We start from the raw sequence: 16961 nt of genomic DNA, 5'->3' as shown, positions 1-16961 counted from the left end.
TCTGGGACAGCGCCACCGGGCAGCCGGTCGGCTGGTGTCTTGAGCAGCTTCCCGACGGGGAGCTGGCGGTCTGGTCGGCATCCCGAGACGAGCTGCTCGGTGCCTCGCCCGAGGCGTGGCGGTGGCTTGGGTGGCTTGTGCCGCGCGGCGGCCGGCTCGTCCGGCTACCGGCCGAGACCTGGGGCCCACTCCCGCCACTGGCCCGGCCAACAGCGCCGCCGCCGTAACCCACCGCGACCTCGACAGCCGATCCCGGACGCCCACCGGGCTGCGGCCCCGCCCGCGCGGGGATCATTGAACTGCTGGTTGTTCGCCAGCTTCGCCAGCCGAGCCATCCTTACCTGCCATGCGCTCCGGGTCCCGTATGGCGACCACGCTCCAACCCACCTTTGTGTGCCCCAGGTGGTGAAGCCGCCGGCGGCGAGCCCGTCGACGCCGGGCAGCGTGCAGTCGAGCCGGGCGTCCTCGACGAACCCGTCGAGGTCTCGCTGGGGGATCGCCTGACGAGCCCCGGTCACGAACGTCTGCGGCAGGCCGGTACGGCGCACGAACTCGCTGATCAGCCTGGACTTGCCGGCCTGGCGCCGCCCTCGCACGCTGACCAGCCGGCCCCGGCCGCCACGGACCGCCGCGAGGTGGGCGGCCAGCCGCGCCAGCTCCTCGGCACTGCCCACGAAGTCCTCATGCACACGCGAAGACCAACATTCATGTTACTGACATCGACGCCGGTCACGAAGGACCGGCGTCGATGGCCGTGTCACCCTCCGCCGCGACGACACCAGGACAGTACTACCCACGTACTACGATGAGTCGGTGGAACAGGTACCTGTGCGGGTGCTCAACCAGGACACCGCGGGCGTGCTCGCGCGCGTCGAGCGCGGCGAGACCATCGAGATCACCCGGCATGGCAAGGTGATCGGCCGTATCGTGCCGGCGACACCCGGGGAGCTCGACGACCTGATCGCGGCGGGCAAAGTCTCCCCGGCCACCATCACCGGCCCTTTCGTCGCACCGAAAGGGCCACAGATCAGCGGCCTGGAAGCCGGCGAACTGATCAGGCAGCTCCGCGACGAGGAACGCTGGTGATCTATCTGGACACCTCCGCGATCGTGAAGCTGATCAGGCCCGAGCTGGAGAGCGACGCCCTGGCCGAATGGCTCAACGCCCGACCGGCCGAGCATGTGATCACTTCTAAACTCGCCGAAGTCGAAGTCCCACGGGCGTTACGCCGGGAGGAACCAGCACGGCTGGCGGCGGTGGCCAGCGTTCTCGCCCATCTTGACCGCCTGGACATCGACGACGCGGTCCGAGCCACCGCGGGCGCCTACCCCTTCCCCCATCTACGGTCGCTGGACGCTATTCACCTCGCCACCGCGGACCAGCTCGTCGCGTCCGGGAAAACAGTCAGCGCCTTCGTGACCTACGACAGACGCCTGGCCGCCACCGCCGAAGAACTCGGCCTGGTCACGACAGCACCCGGCCGGCCCGTCCCGCAGTAAGCACTCCACGTCGGACCTGTTGACAGGCCACCTGGCCGAGGCGGCGTTGGCGAAGTTGTGATCATATCCAGGGCGGCTTCCGACGACGGGTGGACGAGGCTGACGATGCCCGGCTCCAACCGTGCGGGATCGGTGGTGATGGCAAGGGAGCCCATTCCGCTCGACACCATCACGACCCGCGGGAGCGTCGAGCGCCGCAGCAGCGGGATGAACGCACGCATCATCCGTACCGGCCCGAGGACATTCGTCTCGTAACAGAGCCGGAAGTCCTCCGGCCCGGGCGCGCTCATGGGCCGGCTGGACGGGTCAGCTGAGGCCGACTATGAGGCCCCACACCAGGACGATCCAGCCGTGGAAGGCGAGCTTCAGCGCGAACGGGGCGTGCCTGAGCTCCATGAAGTGCATGCCGACCAGGTGGAGCTTCGCCGCCACGACGGTCATGACGAACGCCGTCGTGGCGACGCCGCGGGCGCTTTCGGACTCGGCGAACCACGACGAGCCGGCCGTCAGCAGCAGGAGCCCCACGAACACCAGCCGGACCAGCCGGCCCGGGGCCACCGTGCGCGGGCGCGCCATCAGATCGCCGTCAGATGAGGTACAGCAACGGGAACAGAACGATCCATAATACATCCACCATGTGCCAGTAGGACGCGCACGCCTCGACCGTCGTGGCCTTCGGACGACGCGACGGATTTCTCGTCGCCTTCCGCAGAAAAGCGAGCACACACATACCGACGGCGACGTGGAGAGCGTGTATCCCGGTGAGCACATAATAGTACATGTAGAACGCGTCCGTCACGGGATAAATGCCGGCGTGCAGCTTCTCGCCGTACTCCAGAGCTTTTCCGCCCATGAATCCGAGGCCGCAGGACAGCGCCAGCGTGAAGAATCTCGACGCCCGGCCGAACCCACCGGCCTGGACCTCCTGGACGGCCCGTACGACGAACAGCGAGCTCGCCAGAAGAACTATCGTGTTGACGAGCCCGATCGCGATGCCCAGATGCTGCTGTGACCGGGCGAACAGCTCCCGGTCACCGGCACGGGCGTCCATGAAGATCGCAAAGAACACCCCGAACATCGACATCTCGCCGAGGACGAGGACCCAGACACCGGCCTCACCGGGCACATGCGGGGCACGCGCGGGTGGGGCATGACCGCCGCCATCGGGCACGTCCGGGACGTGGCCACGCGGCCCGGGGGCGCCGGCCCGAGCGCCCGACGACGGCGGGTACGCCGACGCCGGCCGTTCAACCCGCATACGCGCCCGAGGCACTCTCAAGCCGCCGTGCCTGCTCCTCCACGGCCCCCCGATAGGTGGCCCATGCCATCACGAGCAGCCACACACCGAATATGAACAGCGGGATCCAGTAGACCAGCACGCCGTGGTAGGCGAACGGCCCCGTCTTGAAGAACAGCATCAGGATCACCGCCATGAAGAGGAAGCACTCCAGCACGTTGAAGTAGGCCACCCAGCGCGGGAAGACCGGTTTCGGCCCGGTGTCCAGCAGCACCGCCAGCGCGATGGCGCCGCTCTGCAGAACGAACGGCATGAACGGCATGAACAGCAGGATCCAGCCCAGGTCGTGCAGCGTCTGCGTCACCTCGGGGCTGCGCTCCGGCCGGAACGAGGCGGCCGCCAGGACGAGCATCGGCACCCACAGGAACTGCCAGGCCGCCAGGCCGGCGCCGAACTGCAGGTAGGCCAGGGCCTTCTGCTCCGGCCGGATACGTAACATCTGACGCAGGATCACCGTGATCAGCGGGCCCCAGACCATGAATCCGACCAGCGTCAGAATGATCCCGAAACGGATGAGGTTCGTGTTGTCCCGATAGAAGTCGGCGACCTTCTCCGCGGACCAGTAGGCGGGCAGCGCCGGGATATAACCGGCGACCAGCAGGCCGACGAACATGAGGAGCACGCCGATCGGCACAACCGCCGAAAAGGCGCGTTCGATCCGGTCGCTGACCGTGAGACGCGTCGACGAGTCCGTAGGCGCCGGTGGGTTCACAATGAGTGTCAACAGATCTCCTCGGGGAGTATGGGCCTGGTACGGATTCGATGGCCGGACGCCCGCACCGCCACCGCCGGCGGCGAAAACAGCCGGCTGCTTCTCGGCCCGCACGATGTCCGCGTACCTGGTGATGAGCCGGATCGGGCCATAGCCCTCGACGTGCGCTTCCGCCAGCGGCGCGTTCTCCCGCCGCCGCCGGTACGCCGTGCGGAGCGGCTCGTCGCCCCGGCGCCCCTCGGGCAGCGCCACATGCCGCGCGATCTCGCCCGGGACACCGACGGCCGAGGCGGACCCCGTGTACGTGACGGTCATGCGAGGCTCCTGCGTCAGGGCGAGCAGCCGTCTGATCGGTCTGAACGGCCCCGTCCGGCGGTGCACCTCATCATGTGATGTCGGTCACGAATCCCGCATCACCCATAAGGGAGCTTTTCCTACTCCCATGAGAGGCCGGTCATACCGGCCAGGACGACAGACCCACCGCGCCGTGCGGGCAGGCGGGCCCACCGGGATCAAGCGGACCGCCAGCCCTCCGGAACCCCGCCTCACGGTCGGGCCTCTACATCGCGATCTACATCGTGCCGTAGATCGCGATCGGCGCGCTCACGGCCACACCCGCCACCCCGAACGGCTCTCATGGGCTTTCGTGATCTGCTTACAGGCAACATATGCCTACACCGTGTTCCCACGGCAGGCGCAAAACTGTCGCCTATATGCCAATAGTATCTGATCAGTTGCCTAAAGTAAGAAGATATCCGTGGCGGAGAAGCCACATCCCGGATGCGACCGACAATTACCAGGAGGAGTCATGAGTCGTTGGGAACTGGCGAGCCGGACCCGGATACGCGCCTTCCGTGAGGGGCCGTTCGTGCTGCTCGTCGCCGAAGGCGAGCTGCCCAGCCCCGGCTACGAGGTCGACATCGCCAGGAGCCTGCTGCGCATCTTCCCGCAGCAGTTCAATCTCCTGCGCCGCGCGAAGCCGGGTATCTTCCCGCAGCACGTCACGCCGTACCGCTACGCCGAGGCGGTCCGCTACCCCGAGGACCAGGACACGATCACGGTCCATCACGCCGACGGCACCGACCACGTCGACATCGAGCCCGCCGGCAAGGACCTGGTCAGCTTTGTGGAGGCCGTCCGCGGTGGCGCCGACCGGCCCGCTCCGCCGGCGGGAGCCGAGGAGGCCATCGGCCTGTCGTCCAAGCTCAGCTTCGACGAGGCGTTCGCCAACGCCGTGGCCAACCTGCCGCCCTCGGACATCATCCTCGCCGACGGGCTGGCCCGCGTCCAGGTGCTTGAGATCGGCGGCCTGTTCGGCGGCTTCGCCGGTTTCCACCACCTGTTCGTCCGGGTCAGCCGCACCATCACCTGAGCAGCATCACCTGAGCACCATCCGCCTGACCATCGTCCGCCCGGGTATCGTCCCGGCTGGCAGAACAGGCCGTTTTCCGGCAGGGGCGATATCCCGGAGCGTGAAGCCCACCGTTCACCGGTGCCGGGAACGAAGGCACCGTGGGTCGTCATCCGCGCAGCGGATCGCGGGCGAAGGCATTCACCCCGTCGCTGAAGACAACCCGGGGCTGATAACCGAGAAAGCCCCGGGCGCGGGCGGACGAGGCGGTGACATGGCGGACGTCACCGGCCCGATATGAACCGGTGACGACGGGCCCTGGTCCACCAAAGGCCCGAGCCAGTACCGAGGCCATGTCACCGACGCTGTGCGGCTCACCCGAGCCGATGTTGAGCGGTACGAGCTCGCCGGGTGCGCCCGGGTGCCGCAGCGCGCGCAGATTCGCCTGCGCGACGTCGTGGACGTGGACGAAGTCGCGCAGTTGTCCACCGTCCTCGAACACGCGTGGCGGCTCGCCCCGTTCCAGTGCGCTACGGAAGATCGACGCGACACCGGCGTACGGGGTGTCCCGGGGCATTCGGGGGCCGTAGACGTTGTGGTAACGCAGCGCCAGGACGCTGCCGCCGGTGGCGATGGCCCACGCGGCGGCAAGGTGCTCCTGAGCAACCTTCGTGGCCGCGTAAACGCTCTTCGGCTTCAGCGGCGCGTCCTCGGTGACAAGCGTCGGCTCCAGCGGACAGCCGCAGCGCGGGCACGGCGGCTCGAACCGGCCGGCATCCAGCTCGGCCGGTAGCCGCGGGCCCGGGCGCACCGGCCCGTCGGCCGGGCAGCGGTAGCCACCTTCGCCGTAGACGACCATCGAACTCGCCAGCACCAGGCGCTGTACCCCGCGACGGGCCATGGCGGCCAGCAGCACCGCGGTGGCGAGGCCGTTGTGCGTGGCGTAGGCCGGCAGGTCGTCGAGATCTGCCCCCAGACCGACCATGGCGGCCTGGTGGCAGACGGCGTCCACACCGTCGAGCGCGGCTTCGACCTGGGAGCGGTCGGCCACGTCAGCGACGATCAGCTCGGCGGCGGCGTTCACCTCGGGCCTGCCGCGATGCACCGCCGGCAGCAGCGCGTCGAGGATTCGGACGCTGTCGCCGGCCGCCACGAGCGTGTCGACCACGTGGGAACCGATGAACCCGGCGCCGCCGGTGACCAGAATGCGCATACCCGCGGACGCTAACGGCTCCGGGGCGCTCCAGATCTTACAAGTCGAGGAAGCCCGTAGGAGACCGGAAAGCCCGGAGGAGACCGGGAAGCCCGGGAAGCCCGGATGCGTGACGCGGCCCGCGGGCATGCGTCTGCCCAGGTGGCCAGGGAGCGTTGGTCAGGCGGCCGGGAGCGCGACGACGAAGCGACAGCCGCCCCGGTGGTTGTGCACGGTGACGTCGCCACCATGGGCCTCGACGATCCCGCGGACGATCGCCAGCCCGATCCCCGAGCGCACCCGGAGCTGGTGGGGATGATCGCCGCCGCCGGGTGTCCGCGCCGCCTCGCCACGGAAACCGAGTTCGAACAGGCGGGGCAGATCGTCGGCGGGGATACCGCCGCAGCGGTCGGCCACGGCGAGCAGCGCCCGGTCCCGCGCGGTGTCCGCCTCCGCGGTGACCTCCACCGTCCCGTCGTCCGGAGTGTGCCGGATGGCGTTGACGAGCAGGTTGGTCAGCGCCCGTCCGACCTCGGTCGCGTCGGCGATGACGAACAGCGCATGATCGGCGGTGCCGGTGAGGGTGACGCCCTTGGCCCGCGCGATCGGGTCCACGACGGCGATCGCGTCCGACACGAGGTCGGCGAGGCAGACCTTCTCAAGAGTCAGCCGGAAGGCCCCGGCCTGCAGACGGGCCAGCTCGAACAGGTCGTCGACCATGCCGGTCAACCGCTCGGCATCGGCAAGTATCAACCGATGGTAACGAGACATTGTCTCACTGTCGGTCACCAGGCCGTCCTGTAGCGCCTCCGCCGTCGCCCGGATTCCCGCCAGCGGGGTCCGCAGGTCATGGCTTGTCCAGGCCACCAGCTCGCGTCGGCTGGCTTCCAGCGCCCGTTCACGGTCACGCGCCGCCACCAGCCGGATATGGGTGGCATCCAGCGTATGTGCCAGCGTGGCGAGCTCAGCCGTGGGGACGCGACCCGCTCCGTGATAGCCGGCCTCACCGAGAGTGGCCGCGGCACTGGTCAGCATGGTGGTGGCGGTAACGACCGGCCGCCCCAGCCGCACCGCGGCGGCGGTGGCGACCACCGTCGAGACAGCGACCACGATCAGCACGACCCGCAGGTCGTGGTCGGAAAGGAACATCGCCCGCGCGGTACCGGCGACCCCCGCCGCCACCGCCAGCACCGGCACGACCGAGAGCGCCGCCACCGTGGCCCACAGCGGCCGTCCCCGCAGCAGACGCAGCAGCGGCACCCCCGTCAGCGCGGCCACGGCCGAACAGGCAAGCGCAATCATCACGACCTGTAGTTCGGCGCTCACGATCACTCCGTTCTGCCGCGTTCTTCGCTACTTTCTGTCACGATCCATAGGCAACAGGCGGGTCGTCGGCAGGCGGCGGCGCCTGGTCGTACCGGTAGCCGACACCCCACACGGTGACGAGCATCCGGGGGGCGGTCGGATCGTCCTCGATCTTCTCCCGCAGCCGGCGGATGTGGACGGTGACCGTCGAGGGGTCGCCGTAGCTCCATCCCCACACCTGTTCCAGCAGCTCGGCACGGGTGAAGGCGCGGCCGGGATGGCGCAGCAGGAAGGCCAGCAGATCGAACTCACGCACCGTGAGGGAGAGCGCCACCTCGTGCCGGGTGACGGTACGGGCGGCCGCGTCCACGACCAGCGTGCCGGCACGCAGCACACCGGATGCCGGTGGCGGCGGCTCGGTCGCCCGCCGCAGCACGGACCGCACCCGCAACGTCAGCTCGCGCGGTGAGAACGGTTTGGTCACGTAGTCGTCGGCACCCGTTTCGAGGCCCGCGATACGGTCCGCCTCCTCACCCCGAGCGGTCAGCATGATCACCGGAACCGGCCGGCGTTCCCGCAGCCGGCGGCAGACCTCGATGCCATCGATGCCCGGGAGCATCAGATCGAGTACGACGAGATCCGGCGCGCTGTTCTCGGCCATCCGTAACGCCGCGAGGCCGTCCGCGGCGCGGTCGACGTCAAAGCCCGCGTTACGCAGATACCGGTCGACGACCTCGGCCACGGTCGGGTCGTCATCGACGACGAGGACACGGGTCACGCCGTCACGATAAGGGCCTGACAACCGGCTGTGACCAGCTCGGGGACGAGCTTCTCCACTTCGTAATCCTCTGCGGTAGGCGGCGAGCACGAGATTCACATCCTTCGTGCGCTTCGCGAGCTTTCGCTCATTTGTGCGCCTTGGGGCGGTGACTGGTGAGGCGGGGCGTTCCTCGTCCCGTAAGGGTCGATCAGGAGGTTTCGCCCCTACAGTCGCACTTATGGTTACAGAAAGTGACAAATTGCGACCTCTGGTGGACGTCGTCCTGCCCTGTCTGAACGAGGCCGGCGCGCTGCCCTGGGTTCTGGGCCGGATGCCGCCCGGCTACCGGGCGGTCGTCGCGGACAACGGCTCCCACGACGGATCACCCGAGCTGGCCCGCGAGCGCGGGGCGGTCGTGGTCACCGTGCCCGAACGCGGCTACGGAGCCGCGGTACACGCCGGCCTGCGGGCCACGGACGCCGAGGTGGTGTGCGTGTGCGACGCCGACGCGTCCCTCGACCCGGCCCAGCTGCCCCGTCTCGTCGACGAGCTGCTGGCCGGACGTGCCGAGCTGGCGCTCGGGCGGCGGCGCCCGACCTCGCCGCGGGCCTGGCCACCGCATGCCCGGCTCGGCAACGCGGTCGTCGCCGGACGGCTGCGCCGCCGCGGCGTACCCGTCCGCGACCTGGGGCCGATGCGGGCCGCCCGCCGTGACGACCTCCTGCGGCTGCCGGTCGCCGACCGCCGGTTCGGCTACCCGTTGGAGCTGCTCCTGCGGGCGTCGCGGGCCGGCTGGCGGATCGTCGAGATCGACGTTGACTACCGCCCGCGGGTCGGCCGGTCGAAGGTGACGGGCTCGCCGCTCGGCACGGCCCGGGCCGTGCGCGACATGTCCGCGCTCCTGGCAGGCCTGCGGTGAGGCTGCTGGTGGTGGCGAAGGAACCCGTGCCCGGCCGGGTCAAGACCCGCCTGACGCCACCGTTCAGCCCGGAGCAGGCGGCGGCCGTGGCCACCGCCGCGCTCGCGGACACCCTGGCCGCGGTCCGCGCGCTCGGCCGCCTTCCCGGTTTCGGCCGGCTGCGTCCCACCCTCGTCCTCGACGGCGCCGTGGGCCCGTGGCTACGTGTGCCGGAAACACCGGAAACACCGGAAACACCGGAAGCGCCGGAGGCGCCGGGGGCACCGGCTGCGCTCGAGGTCGTGCCGCAGCTGTCCGGGCCGTTCGACGCCCGCCTCGCCGCCGCGTTCGACGGGAGCGACGGCCCGACGCTGCTGATCGGGATGGACACCCCGCAGGTGACACCGGCGCTGCTGGCCGACGCCTGCCTCGCGCTGGACTCCGCCGACGCGGTGTTCGGCCCCGCCGCCGACGGCGGCTGGTGGGCGCTCGGCCTGCGACGCCCCGACGGCGAGCTGCTGCGCGACGTCCCGACGTCCCGTCCCGACACCGGTGCGCGGCAGCGGGCCCGCCTGTCCGAAGCCGGCCTGCGGGTGGTGACCCTTCCGGTCCTGCGGGATGTCGACACCGCCGCCGACGCGGCGGTGGTCGCCCGGATCGCACCAGGTGGACGGTTCGCCGCGACGCTGCGAAGCTTCCAGGAAGATCACGCCAACCTGGCGATGATCCCATGACCAGCGGTCAGGCACTCGCGGCCGTCCACGGCCGGTGCTGCCCCACCGCCGTCTACGAAGCTGGGCTACGGTCCGTCTCAGGACAGTTGTGGATACGTCATACCGACGGGCGGCGGGAGCCGCTGCCGGTCGGCCGCTGGCGGGGCAGCGCCAAACCGGGTGACGCGTCCCTGCTGCGTCGATGTAACGGGCCGACTCTTGACGTGGGCTGCGGCCCTGGCCGCCTTGCCGCGGCGCTCACCAGCAGCGGCGTACCCGCCCTCGGCATCGACGTGGCCCCGTTCGCGGTGAGGCTCGCCCGCCGCGCCGGCGCGGTGGCGCTGCGACGTGACGTGTTCGGCCACCTGCCCGGCGAAGGGCGGTGGGCCGTGCTGGTCCTCGCCGACGGGAACATCGGGATCGGCGGCGATCCGGTTCGGCTGCTGCGCCGCACCGCCGAACTGCTCGCCCCCGCCGGCCGGGCACTGATCGAGCTCGAACCGCCCGGGACACCGACCGGCACGTCCCTGATCCGGCTGGAGGGGCCGGACGGCCGGCTGTCGCGGGCGTTCCCCTGGACCTTCGTGGGCGTCGAGGAAATCACCCACCTCGCCGCGGACGCCGACCTGCGCGTCACGGAAACCTGGCACGGCCAGGGCCGCTACTTCGCCGTCCTGTCCACCGGGCGCCACAAGCCCCGGCCCTTTCAATCAGCCGGCCGGAATCTCCCTGAACCAGATCAGAACTTTCCGTTTGAAGAAAAACGGGTACAAATAATACGGTAGATAATTATGGCGGCAGCGCACGCCCAGATCAGGCCGAGGACAATCCCGAGGTTGCGTCCATATGGCAGTGGATTGACCGAGGGATTGTCGGCTGACCCGCCGTAGCCGCGCCACAGGGGCAGCGACGCCAGGGCGACCGCCGCGCTGACCACCGACGCCCCCTGCAGCACCGCCCGGTACGGTGCCGGGACCAGCCTGCCGAGCACGAATCCGGCGGCCATCGTCGCCGGGACGACCAGCAGGTCGTGGACCACGATCCCGCCGATCAGCCACGCCGTCGTGTTCGGCGGGTTCGTGGCCGGCCGCCCGTCGGCCAGGCCGTGGATCCCGTACCCGATCGCGGCCAGGCCGGCGGCCACCACCAGAACCCGCAGCACGGCCGCGACCGTGAGGCCGGTACTGGTACCGGTACCAGTACCAGTACCGGAATCCGCGCCCGCCGGGCCGGCAGGACGCCCCAGGCCACCTGGCTCCTCCTGCCCGTGGATGCGCGGCAGCGGCACCTGTCCGTTCACAGCATCACCACCCGGTGTACCCATTTGGTCTGCAGGACGCCGGGCCTGTTCGGCGCGATCAGCCGCGCCGGGTATCCGTGGTCGATGTCCAGCTCCGCTCCGTTGAGGACGGTGGCCAGCAGGGTCAGCGGGTCCCGGGCATGCGGCGGGCGCACCTCGCTGCTCCGGTAGGCCCCGCCCGCCTCCAGGGACTCCACCCGCACCGTCGCGTCCACCGGGACATCGGCGGCATCCAGCAGGTCCCGCAGCCGGAGGCCACGCCAGGTGGCGTCCGCGGCCCAGCCCTCCACACACGTGATCGGCAGCCTCGATTCGTGATGGGGCAACGCCCGCAGCTCGTCGAGAGTGAGGACGAACGGGCGCGGGCCGACCACCTCCAGCCGATAGCCCGGGCTGCGGGCAGCCGCGGCGACCCCGGCCGCCACCGCGGTCCTGTTGACCGGCAGCCCCTGCGGGCCGATGTCCGGCCGGCGCGGCCCGAGCAGGTCGAGCCCGGACAGGCCCGGCATCCACTGCCCCGCGGTCGTCACCACGATGACACCGGCGGCGCTGGTGACGGCGATACCGAGACCGCGCCGGGACAGCCCGTTGCCCGGCGGCTCGGGAGCACTCACCCGGTCCGTCAGGTGCTGCCGGCTGTTCCGGCCGCGGCCCACGTTCGCCCGCACGACCGCGAGTTTCGCGACGATATGTACACCCAGCGCGCCGATCGTGATCCAGGCGACCCAGTAGTGGGTGACGGTGAAGAAGAACCGGAACCGGTACCACTGGGCGGTGTTCGCGATCCCGGTGGCCAGTTGGAAGACGGCCCCGGCGATCAGCGGCACGATCGACAGCCGCTCCAGGGCATGAGCGACCGAACGCACCGGCGGCCACTCCCACAGCCGCGGGTACACCGTCCACAGCTTCACCAGCAGCAACGGGACGCACACCAGCCCGGTCGTCACGTGCAGCCCCTGCGTCACCCGGTACAGCGACACCGGGCGGGACGGCCAGACGTACCACGACGGTGGGTGCTGCATGAAATGCGACACCAGCCCGGTCAGGAAACACACCCCGAAGGCGATCCCGAGCCAGATACCCAGCAGCGAGGCGACCCGCGGGTCGTGCAGGCGGCTGGGAAAGGCGTTCGCACGTAACGGCCCGCGGCGCAGTGTCGCGGGTGGCTCCGGAAGACGTCCGGTGAACAAGCCGGTGATTGGTCGCACGCCCGCACGGTAGGTCCGGCGCGCACCCCGCCGGCCCCGCCGAAGCCTTACGGAACGGAGAAACCGGCCGTGAGGGCACCCGGACCGCCGGGAAACGCTGCCAGGGTCGGGTCCATGCCCCGCGCCCTTCGCGTACCGCACGCACCGCCGGCGACCCGGGCCGTTGCCGACCCGGGGCACGGCCACACCCGCACGCGGACGGCGCGGGCGCGAATGTGGACGCGGACGCGGATGTGGACGGCGTTGGTTACCGCCGCCGTCGGGCTGCTGGGCCTTCTCGCGGTGCAGACGGCGATCCTGCGCCAGCCCGGCTACCTGCCCGGCCGGGCGAGCGTGCTGTACCTGACCATGCTCTGGTGGGTGCTCGGCGTGATCACCGCGGCCCTGCTGCTGCACGCCGCCCCTCGCCGGCTCGCCGTCGGCCTGCTGCTCGCCGGCACCGTCAGCATCCACGCCGTGGCGCTCACCCATGGCCCGCAGCTGTCCGACGACCTCTACCGCTACGTCTGGGACGGCCGGGTGCAGGCAGCCGGTATCGACCCATACCACTACGGCCCGCTCGACCCCGCGCTCGCCCACCTGCGCGACCACTGGCTGTTCCCGGACCCGGCCGGCTGCGCCGCCATCGGGCGCGGCCCGGGCTGCATCCGGCTGAACTATCCCCGGGCGCACACCGTCTACCCCCCGGTGGCGCAGGCCTACTTCACCATGGTGCATTTCCTGCCCGGCCCGCCGGGTGAGCACAAGACGCAGTTCTACGCGTCGCTGGCGTCACTGGCCCTGGTCGGGCTGATGATGACGATGCTGGTGGCGCGGGGCCGGGACCCACGCCACGCCGGCTTCTACGCCCTTTCGCCGCTCGCCGGTCTTGAGATCGGCTCCGACGCGCATGTGGACGTCCTCGCCGCGCTGCTCGCGCTCGGCGGCATCGCGCTCCTCACCTCGCGGCGCCGTCCCCGATCCGCCAGCACCACGCGGACAGGCGGAGCTGGTGGCGCCGGTACAGCCAGCGAAACCGTCGCAGCCGGCGAAACCGATGCGGCCGGGGAAACACCCACCCGTCGCCGGGCCTGGGTCGCCGGGATGCTGCTCGCGGCGGCGGTGGCGGTCAAGCTGTACCCGGCGCTGCTCCTGCCGGCAGCCGCCCGACGCCGCCCGGTCACCCTGATCGGGGCGACCGTCACGGTCGTCGGGCTCTCCTACCTGCCCCACGTCCTGGCCGTCGGGCCAGCGGCCCTCGGCTTTCTCCCGGAGTACCTCAACGTCGAGGGATACGGCCGGGGCAGCCGTTTCCTGCTGCTCACAGCCCTCGGCCTCGACGGGGCCGTCGCCAAGGCCGTCGCCGTGTCGGTGCTGGCGATGGTCACCGTGGCCGTCCTGCGCTGCGACCCGCGCCGGGTTCCCCTCGAACGGGCCGCGCTGTGGCTCGTCGGGGCCGCCTTTCTCATCGCCACCCCGGTCCAGCCCTGGTACGGCATTCTGCTGGTGGCGCTCGCCGTCCTCGCAGGCCGACTGGAATGGCTCGCCGTCGCAGCCGCCGGTCATCCCGTGTACGTCTCCCTGTTCACGGATCTGCCAGGCGATGCCCGGACGCTGCGAATCCTCTCCTACGCCGTCGCCGCGCTCGTCGTACTCATCGCCGCCCTGCTGCGCCGACGACAACGTGCCACCCGGCCTCCGCGCATGTTCGGCGCGGGCATGATGGCCCTCAGCTCCCCCTGTACGGACGGTGAGCAAACCACTCGGACGGGCAGGAGATTCCGGTGACAATTCGTAATCTCACCCCGTCACCATGCGCCAGTGCCATACGGATGGAGCGTACGCACCGCTCCTTTGCCTCCCGCCTGTCCTCCGTCCGGCTGGTGACCAGGCGGCTGTTGGATTCGTAGAGTCGTGTCATGGCGGCGCAGGAGGAGAGCGTACGGGTCGACGCCTGGATCTGGTCCGTACGGCTGGTCAGTACACGGTCGCAGGCGGCCGCGGCCTGCCGCGCCGGGCATGTCCATCTCAACGGTGAGCGGGTCAAGCCGGCCCACGCGGTGCATGCCGGGGACGAGGTACGGGTGCGGCACGCCGGGCGCGAGCGGACCATCGTCGTCACCCGCGTTCTCAACAAACGGGTCAGCGCGACCGTCGCCGGAGAATGCTTCATCGACCGCAGCCCGCCGCCGGCGGCACGGGAGAGCGTCGCGGCGACGGGTGTCCGCGACCGCGGCGCGGGACGCCCGACCAAACGCGACCGACGCGCTCTGGAACACCTGCGCAACCGCGACCTGTAGACCTGTAGACCTGTAGACCTGTAGACCTGTAGACCTGTAAAATCCGCGGACCTGCCGTCGAGCCGCACCCGGGCCCGGGCGCCTGGGTGGACCCGGACAGGCGATGCCGCGGGCGACGCGCGGTCACGGATGGATGCCGCACGACCCGGCCGGGTACGACCGTTGCCAGCGGTCACGTACATCCGCGCAAGGGGGAGAAAATGCCTTATGTAACCGTCGACCAGGAGAATTCCGGCGATATCGATATCTACTACGAGGACCACGGATCCGGCCAGCCGGTCGTACTGATCCACGGTTTCCCGCTCAACGGGGCATCGTGGGAGAAGCAGATCCCGATGCTGCTGGACGCCGGCTATCGGGTGATCCACTACGATCGCCGGGGATTCGGCAGGTCCAGCCAGCCCGTAACCGGCTACGACTACGACACGTTCACCGCCGACCTGAACGCGCTGATCGAAACGCTCGACCTGCGCGACATCGTCCTGGCCGGCTTCTCGATGGGCACCGGCGAGATCACCCGCTATATCGGCGCGTACGGCACCGACCGCGTCGCCGCCGCGGCCCTGTTCGCGCCGCTCGCACCATATCTGCTGAAAACCGACGACAATCCCGAAGGCGTGCCGGCAACGGTGTTCGAGGAGACCAAGCAGGCCATCCGTGACGACCGGTTCGCCTATCAGAAGGTTTTCCTCGACAATTTCTACAACATGGACGTCTTCGGCGGTACCGCCCGCGCCAGCGAGCAGGCCTGGCAGCACGCCTGGGCCGTGGCCACCGACGCCTCGGCGCTCGGCACGTTGCGGTGCGTCGACGCGTGGTGCACCGACTTCCGCGGTGACGTGCCCGCGCTGTCGAACGTCCCGCTGCTGGTCGCGCAGGGCACCGAGGACCGCATCCTGCCCATCGACAACACCGGGCGCCGGCTGCGGGCCCTGGTCAGGAACGCGCAGTATCACGAAGTCGACGGCGGCCCGCACAACATCGGCTGGACCCACCCCGAGGTCGTCAACCCGCTCTTCCTCGGCTTCCTCACCAAGCAGTGACCTCCCTTCCGGCGATTTCCTCCCGGCCGATGCCCTTCCGGCCGTTGGCTCCTGGTTTTTCCGGGCCGCAATCTCTTCAGACAGGTTGATAATACTGAGTGCAACAAGTCAACAGCGGAGAGTTCTCATAAACTCTGAACGCTTCCTGAACTCAGGGCTCAGGTGATCAGCCCACGCTAGGAATGGATCAGACGTGCCGCTGGGGTACGTCGAAGGGGGTAGACGACGATGCGACCTCGACTTGGCACCACGCTCACGACGATCGCGACAGTCGGGACTCTGAGCATCGCGGGCGTCACCGCGGTAGCACTCGCCTCACCTGGCAGCCCCACCAACCTGATCTCCCCAGCCGGGGCGGCGACCACCCTGTCACCGGGCGAGGACTCAAGCAAGGACACGACCACGCTGGACTCCGACCAGCCGCGACACAGGCATCACCACTGGCACGGCGGCCCAGGCTGGTGGGGCTACGACGGCGACGGCGTCGACGGCGTCGACGTGTCCCGCCCGCTGCACGGCGACGCGACGGTCCGGACGGACGACGGCTACCAGGTCATCACCTACCAGCGCGGCGAGCTGACCAGCCTGTCCCAGACCTCGGTCACGATCAGCAGCAAGGACGGGTACAAAGCCACCTACGCAGTGACCGGCGACACCGACCTCTGGGCCGACGGTGACGACGCCGGCATCGGCGACTTCAGGACCGGAACCACCGTGGTGGTGGCCGCGACCGTCGACGGCGACACCCGCACCGCCGAGCATCTCGCCGAGCTGCCGGACTGACCCGCGGAGCCTGCTGCCGGGGCCTGCCAGCGGCCCCAGCATGGCTGGCGGCTCCGCACAGGCCCACGACAGGGCCCGGACAGGCGCACCACCGGCCCGTCCGGGCCCTGTCGGACGGCCTGCCGGACTCGAAAGATCCGCCGTGTGCGCAGGCACGCCAGCCTCCATCCCCGGACGCTCCCGCCGTGCTGTAGGCTGTTGTCCAGCATCAGACGGAGCCTTGGTCGACCGGAACCCCGATCAACCTCAGAGGCCCCGGAGGAAGCTTCTCAGGAACATGATCACATGATCCTGGCAGGCTCTTCTCACTGAAGACAGGCAGCGGCAACCGGCAAGGCATGTGATACAACTGAACAGCACAGCATGGTCCCGTGGTGAAGTCTGGAGTTCACGCCGCCCTGTCAAGGCGGAGGTCGCGGGTTCGAATCCCGTCGGGACCGCGCTCACGTCATCGGATGCCAGCAGCGACAGCACGCTGACGACATCCATCGATGTGGCCTGCTAGGCCCGCGTATGACAGGATGGTCGCACCGGGGCAGGTAGCTCAGTCGGTACGAGCGTCCGCCTGAAAAGCGGAAGGTCGGCGGTTCGACCCCGCCCCTGCCCACCCTTTTGACCTGC

19 protein-coding genes and 2 tRNA genes are annotated in these 16961 nt (G+C 69.9%); 12 read left to right on the top strand and 9 right to left on the bottom strand.

Going from position 1 to position 16961, the window contains the following annotated elements:
• Positions 1-164: 164 nt before the first annotated feature.
• A complete protein-coding gene (locus tag AC5LSR_RS10660) occupies positions 165-689 on the bottom strand; it encodes an AAA family ATPase (protein WP_250289681.1) in 525 nt (174 codons plus the stop codon).
• Between the two features lie 139 nt (positions 690-828).
• Between AC5LSR_RS10660 and AC5LSR_RS10655 the strand changes: the two genes are divergently transcribed.
• Both AC5LSR_RS10655 and AC5LSR_RS10650 read left to right on the top strand, forming a co-directional pair.
• Entirely contained in the window at positions 829-1086 is a 258-nt protein-coding gene (locus AC5LSR_RS10655) for a type II toxin-antitoxin system prevent-host-death family antitoxin (RefSeq protein ID WP_250289680.1), read from the top strand.
• Entirely contained in the window at positions 1083-1499 is a 417-nt protein-coding gene (locus tag AC5LSR_RS10650) for a type II toxin-antitoxin system VapC family toxin (RefSeq protein WP_250283732.1), read from the top strand. The genes AC5LSR_RS10655 and AC5LSR_RS10650 overlap by 4 nt, the downstream gene beginning before the upstream one ends.
• 306 nt (positions 1500-1805) lie before the next feature.
• On the opposite strand, the gene AC5LSR_RS10645 is transcribed toward AC5LSR_RS10650, so the two are convergent.
• The 3 genes from AC5LSR_RS10645 to AC5LSR_RS10635 form a co-directional block, all read right to left on the bottom strand.
• Positions 1806-2075, bottom strand: a complete 270-nt coding sequence (locus AC5LSR_RS10645) for a cytochrome C oxidase subunit IV family protein (protein ID WP_250283730.1) — start codon at positions 2073-2075, stop codon at positions 1806-1808.
• 10 nt (positions 2076-2085) lie between these two features.
• Positions 2086-2670, bottom strand: coding sequence for a cytochrome c oxidase subunit 3 family protein (locus AC5LSR_RS10640; RefSeq protein ID WP_250289678.1), 585 nt, complete (start codon positions 2668-2670; stop codon positions 2086-2088).
• 76 nt (positions 2671-2746) lie between these two features.
• Positions 2747-3823 (bottom strand): cytochrome P450 family protein, encoded by a 1077-nt coding sequence (locus AC5LSR_RS10635; RefSeq protein WP_250289676.1) that lies wholly within the window; start codon positions 3821-3823, stop codon positions 2747-2749.
• A 493-nt stretch (positions 3824-4316) separates the two neighbouring features.
• Between AC5LSR_RS10635 and AC5LSR_RS10630 the strand changes: the two genes are divergently transcribed.
• A complete protein-coding gene (locus tag AC5LSR_RS10630) occupies positions 4317-4880 on the top strand; it encodes a hypothetical protein (RefSeq protein WP_250283725.1) in 564 nt (187 codons plus the stop codon).
• Positions 4881-5028: 148 nt separating this feature from the next.
• Here AC5LSR_RS10630 and AC5LSR_RS10625 read toward each other — a convergent pair whose 3' ends face one another.
• The 3 genes from AC5LSR_RS10625 to AC5LSR_RS10615 form a co-directional block, all read right to left on the bottom strand.
• On the bottom strand, positions 5029-6072 hold the full coding sequence (locus AC5LSR_RS10625; RefSeq protein WP_250283723.1) for an NAD-dependent epimerase/dehydratase family protein: 1044 nt from the start codon (positions 6070-6072) through the stop codon (positions 5029-5031).
• 159 nt (positions 6073-6231) lie between these two features.
• Positions 6232-7377 (bottom strand): sensor histidine kinase, encoded by a 1146-nt coding sequence (locus tag AC5LSR_RS10620; protein ID WP_250283721.1) that lies wholly within the window; start codon positions 7375-7377, stop codon positions 6232-6234.
• A 37-nt stretch (positions 7378-7414) separates the two neighbouring features.
• Complete coding sequence (locus tag AC5LSR_RS10615) at positions 7415-8134, bottom strand: response regulator (RefSeq protein WP_250283718.1); 720 nt, start codon at positions 8132-8134, stop codon at positions 7415-7417.
• A 241-nt stretch (positions 8135-8375) separates the two neighbouring features.
• Between AC5LSR_RS10615 and AC5LSR_RS10610 the strand changes: the two genes are divergently transcribed.
• The 3 genes from AC5LSR_RS10610 to AC5LSR_RS10600 are packed head-to-tail and all read left to right on the top strand — an operon-like array spanning position 8376 to position 10512.
• On the top strand, positions 8376-9035 hold the full coding sequence (locus tag AC5LSR_RS10610; protein WP_250283716.1) for a glycosyltransferase family 2 protein: 660 nt from the start codon (positions 8376-8378) through the stop codon (positions 9033-9035).
• An 11-nt stretch (positions 9036-9046) separates the two neighbouring features.
• On the top strand, positions 9047-9748 hold the full coding sequence (locus AC5LSR_RS10605) for a TIGR04282 family arsenosugar biosynthesis glycosyltransferase (protein WP_250283742.1): 702 nt from the start codon (positions 9047-9049) through the stop codon (positions 9746-9748).
• Positions 9745-10512 (top strand): class I SAM-dependent methyltransferase, encoded by a 768-nt coding sequence (locus AC5LSR_RS10600; RefSeq protein ID WP_250283715.1) that lies wholly within the window; start codon positions 9745-9747, stop codon positions 10510-10512. The genes AC5LSR_RS10605 and AC5LSR_RS10600 overlap by 4 nt, the downstream gene beginning before the upstream one ends.
• Here the strand turns inward: AC5LSR_RS10600 and AC5LSR_RS10595 are convergent.
• Positions 10467-11027: a hypothetical protein gene (locus AC5LSR_RS10595; RefSeq protein WP_250283713.1), complete on the bottom strand. Its 561-nt coding sequence runs from the start codon at positions 11025-11027 to the stop codon at positions 10467-10469. The two genes, AC5LSR_RS10600 and AC5LSR_RS10595, sit on opposite strands and share 46 nt — an antisense overlap.
• Entirely contained in the window at positions 11024-12235 is a 1212-nt protein-coding gene (locus AC5LSR_RS10590) for a molybdopterin-dependent oxidoreductase (protein ID WP_250283711.1), read from the bottom strand. The genes AC5LSR_RS10595 and AC5LSR_RS10590 overlap by 4 nt, the downstream gene beginning before the upstream one ends.
• Before the next feature lie 114 nt (positions 12236-12349).
• Between AC5LSR_RS10590 and AC5LSR_RS10585 the strand changes: the two genes are divergently transcribed.
• The 6 genes from AC5LSR_RS10585 to AC5LSR_RS10560 all read left to right on the top strand — a co-directional run bounded on the left by AC5LSR_RS10585 (position 12350) and on the right by AC5LSR_RS10560 (position 16947).
• A complete protein-coding gene (locus tag AC5LSR_RS10585) occupies positions 12350-14002 on the top strand; it encodes a glycosyltransferase 87 family protein (RefSeq protein WP_445548205.1) in 1653 nt (550 codons plus the stop codon).
• 131 nt (positions 14003-14133) lie between these two features.
• Positions 14134-14514, top strand: coding sequence for an RNA-binding S4 domain-containing protein (locus tag AC5LSR_RS10580; protein WP_250283707.1), 381 nt, complete (start codon positions 14134-14136; stop codon positions 14512-14514).
• Positions 14515-14714: 200 nt separating this feature from the next.
• Complete coding sequence (locus AC5LSR_RS10575) at positions 14715-15557, top strand: alpha/beta fold hydrolase (protein ID WP_445548204.1); 843 nt, start codon at positions 14715-14717, stop codon at positions 15555-15557.
• Positions 15558-15785: 228 nt separating this feature from the next.
• Positions 15786-16340 carry a hypothetical protein gene (locus AC5LSR_RS10570; protein ID WP_250283705.1) on the top strand — a complete coding sequence of 185 codons (555 nt, stop codon included), beginning with the start codon at positions 15786-15788 and terminating at the stop codon, positions 16338-16340.
• Between the two features lie 365 nt (positions 16341-16705).
• Positions 16706-16780: transfer RNA gene (locus tag AC5LSR_RS10565), tRNA-Asp, on the top strand.
• 93 nt (positions 16781-16873) lie between these two features.
• A tRNA-Phe gene (locus tag AC5LSR_RS10560) sits at positions 16874-16947 on the top strand.
• The last annotated feature ends 14 nt before the right edge of the window (positions 16948-16961 follow it).

This window comes from Protofrankia sp. CiP1_Cm_nod4, from assembly GCF_982290645.1.
The sequence above is the reverse complement of the archived record's forward strand: the minus strand, read 5'-3'. Positions and strand labels throughout refer to the sequence as shown.